Below are 3,495 nucleotides of genomic sequence, written 5' to 3'. Positions count from 1 at the left end.
GGGTCACTGGCGCAAATCAGCACCATGGGCGAATTTGTACCATAGCTGAGGTCACCGAGTCAAGAAAAAATTCCTATCGCTGCCGACGCAAGCTGCCGATGCCGCCGAACTGGTTGTCGTCAGGCCTTCTGTTAACCTGCGTTGGAAGCCCTGCCAGGAGGATCAGTTGTTTTCCGGATGACCGGCGATGCTGGTGCGCGTCAGCTGCCAGTGGACTTCGGCGATTTCCGAGGCCTTGAAGGCAAGCACGATCTGGCGGCTGCGGCGCGGGCCGCCAAGACCGGCGAAATAGATCGATTCCTCGACTTCCGGCACCACCTCGGCTGCTGTGAACACCCAGGTATCGGCCTGATCGGCGGCCAGCACCAGGCGGTCATGCTCGTCCTGCAAAAGGTTGATGTCGGGGTGGACATGGAAGCGGACGGTGACGAAGTCGCGGCCATTGTTGCGGATCGCGGCATTGCCGGGCCGCTGGAAGCGGTCGCGACCAGCCAGCACATTGCCGTTCGCCGACAGTTTCAGCTCGCGCTCATGCAGGAAGCCGAAGCGCGGGACATAGCCGTCATGGCGGGCGATGAAGCCCTGAATGCCCTTCTGGTCGGTGCGCTTGCACTGCACGTGCTGCGGGCCGCCGATCAGCGGCGAACCGAGCAGGTCGTTGACACGCAGCGAATGGCTGAAGCGCGCCGACGAGGTGTCGTTGATGGTGGCGGTCGAGTGCGCGGCGGTGGCGCGCGCCAGCGGCCGGAATTCAGCCGCGCCATAGGTGTCGATGCCGGCATTGACGATGTAGTGCTGGCGGCCGGACGACAGTTCGAAGGCAAGGCAGCTGGCGTGTGCGGCGTTGGACACATCGACCGGCGGCGGCGGGCCGGTGTCGGCGATGACCGTGGTGCCGCCCATTGACAGGCGCTCATAGCCGGAATGCGGCGCATGCAGCAGCGGCGCGCCGGCGGTGTCGTCGTGGCGCAGAATGGTGGCGATGCGGTCGTGGATGGTGGCGCCCATGCCGTTGAAGCGGGCGAGGCTGCCATCCTGATGGCGAAAGAAGCGCAGCGCCGGCAGCATGCGGTCGATGGCGCCGATCAGCGCCTGCGGCGGCGTTTCCGCCTGGTTGGCATAGGTCTGGCGCAGCGGCAGAAGGTCGGCGAGGATTTCCAGGACGACCATCGGATTGCGCGAAATGTGCCCGCCATCGGCGAGGATCTGGCGGTCGAGTTCCTCGGCAAGATTGCGGGTCGCGCCACGCAGGGCCGATGCCGGCGCCGGCAGGGACAAGGCAGCGAAGGCGAGCGCGATGCGAGCCCGCAGCCTGTCCTTGCCGTCGGGCATTTCGCGCGCCATCGACCTGAGGTAGCGGATCTGGATGGCTACCGATTTCAGGAAGGCGCGGTAGAAAGGGAACTCGGCGCCCTGCAATACGACCGAGGAGTGCTGTAACCAGGCGATGATGCGCTTGGCCGTCGTGCCGGGCTCCCAGGCGATGCCGGAAATATGGCTGCCATGCATGGTGATCCAATCGGAGACCAGGGCGCGGGCATTGGCGGCGGCAAGCTCGGTGCCGGCGGCGCGCATATGGCGCAGCCAGCGAAAGCCGTGCAGCGTCTTCTGCCAGCCGTGATTGGGCACGCTGATCTGGAAAGGCGACTTGCCGCCGGTCTCGACGAGATGCCCCGACAGGGGATAGCGGCCGTAATAGATCTCGAGTGCGATCTGCGGGTCGGCGAGGCGCAGGTCCGGCGGTGCGATCAGCACACGTTCCGGCGTGCGGCCGGAATAGCGCCAGCGATAGACAGGCCCGGCGCGCAGGCGCCGGCGCGTTTTGCGCCAGAACTCCTTCGCGACAAGCGTCCACAGACGCGTCGTGCTGCTGGCAGCAAGTGCCAAAACCCCTCCTGATCGTCCTCTACCCCGGCGCCGAGTCTACATGATTGCACGATTCGTGCGAAGGCGAATTCCACGACCCCACGCCGGTTCACCTGGCTTTGCCCCCGATCCTACCCCAAAAAGTCAGTAAATCCGGGCAATTCAATCGCTAGCCGGCTCGCCGCATGCGAGCGGCGAAGAAACCATCGAGGCCCGAGCGTTCCGGCGCGCCGAGTTCCAGGTCGGCGGGCGTGGTGCGCAGCGTGCCTTGCGGCGTCAGGAACGGATCGATGCCGGCGATCTCGCCTTGCCGCAACGGATCGTTGGTGACTTCAGGCGTGCCGGCCAGAAAGGCGCGATAGAGATCCTCGCCTTCGAGCGGATCGAGCGAACAGTTGGAAAAGACGATCCTGCCGCCGGGCTTCACCAGCGTGACGGCGCGGGCGAGCAGCCTGCGTTGCAGGTCGGCCAGTTTTTCGACATCGGCCGAAGTCTTGGTCCATGGCACGTCGGGATGCCGCCGCACCGTGCCGGTCGATGAGCAGGGCGCGTCGAGGAGCACGGCGTCGAACAAGCCCTTCGGCTCGTATTTGAGCAGGTCGGCCTGAACGATTTCGGCGGACAGGCCGAGACGCTCGAGATTCTGCGTCAGCCGCACGAGCCGGTTTTTCGAGGTGTCGACGGCGGTGACCTTCGCGCCGGCAACGATCAGCTGCGCGGTCTTGCCGCCGGGCGCGGCGCAGAGATCGGCAACCCGCAATCCCGCGACATCGCCGAACAGCCGGGCGGGCAGGCTGGCCGCGGCGTCCTGGACCCACCAGGCGCCCTCGGCAAAGCCAGGCAATTCAGTGACAGGACCGACAAGATTCTCGACTCGCACCGTGCCTGTCGGCAGGACGATACCGCCAAGTTTTTCGGCCCAAAGACCGGGATCGGCCTTGACCGAGAAGTCGACCGGCGCCTCAACGCAATGCGCTTCGAGGATCTGTCCGGCCTTCTCGTTGCCGTAGGTGGTCTTCAGCCGATCGGAAAACCACTTTGGCGCTTCGTCGGTGGCGGCAAGGGCGGCAGGCAATTCTGTTTCCTTGGCACGTGCCAGTGTGCGCAGCACACCATTGACGAGGCCGGAGAAGCGCACCGTGCGCGGATCGGATTTGGCATGGGTCACCGCAATGTCGACGGCGGCGCTGTCGGGAATATCGAGGAACAGGATCTGAGCTGCGGCGACATGCAATATGTGCGACAAAGCGGTGGCGTTGGGCGGCAGTGGCTTTTCCAGGCGCCGCGCCAGCAGCCCTGATATGGTCATGCGGTAGCGCAGCGCGGTGACCAGGATGGCGCGGACCAGGCCGCGATCGCGCAAGTCGAGCACCTTGTACTGCGGGTGGCCGTTTTCGTGATCGGTCAGCCCGTCAAGCGGTGTCCTGGCGTCGATGACGGCGGCAAGCAGGCGCGCCGCTGCCTTGCGTGCGGCGAGGCCGGCAACGAAGTCCCCGCCGTCCCTGTGTTCCTGATCGCCTGAAACCGTGCGTCGAGCTCCTCTGTCCGCCACGCTCACGACCAACGGCCCTTGGGCCCGGTCGGATTGCGACCCCATGGGTTGGATTTGGGCTTGGCGGGCTCCGCCGG

General features: G+C 65.6%; 2 protein-coding genes. Both read right to left on the bottom strand.

The annotated features are described in order from the left end of the window. Window positions 1–162: 162 nt before the first annotated feature. Window positions 163–1,887 (bottom strand): heparinase II/III family protein, encoded by a 1,725-nt coding sequence (locus tag EOC06_RS12795; protein ID WP_127382023.1) that lies wholly within the window; start codon window positions 1,885–1,887, stop codon window positions 163–165. 148 nt (window positions 1,888–2,035) lie between these two features. After that, window positions 2,036–3,424, bottom strand: a complete 1,389-nt coding sequence (locus tag EOC06_RS12790) for an RsmB/NOP family class I SAM-dependent RNA methyltransferase (RefSeq protein WP_245469542.1) — start codon at window positions 3,422–3,424, stop codon at window positions 2,036–2,038. Window positions 3,425–3,495 lie beyond the last annotated feature (71 nt).

The organism is Mesorhizobium sp. M7A.F.Ca.MR.362.00.0.0 (assembly GCF_004023175.1).
Taxonomy (GTDB): domain Bacteria; phylum Pseudomonadota; class Alphaproteobacteria; order Rhizobiales; family Rhizobiaceae; genus Mesorhizobium.
Note: the sequence above shows the minus strand (reverse complement) of the source record. Positions and strands in the feature narration are given on the sequence as shown.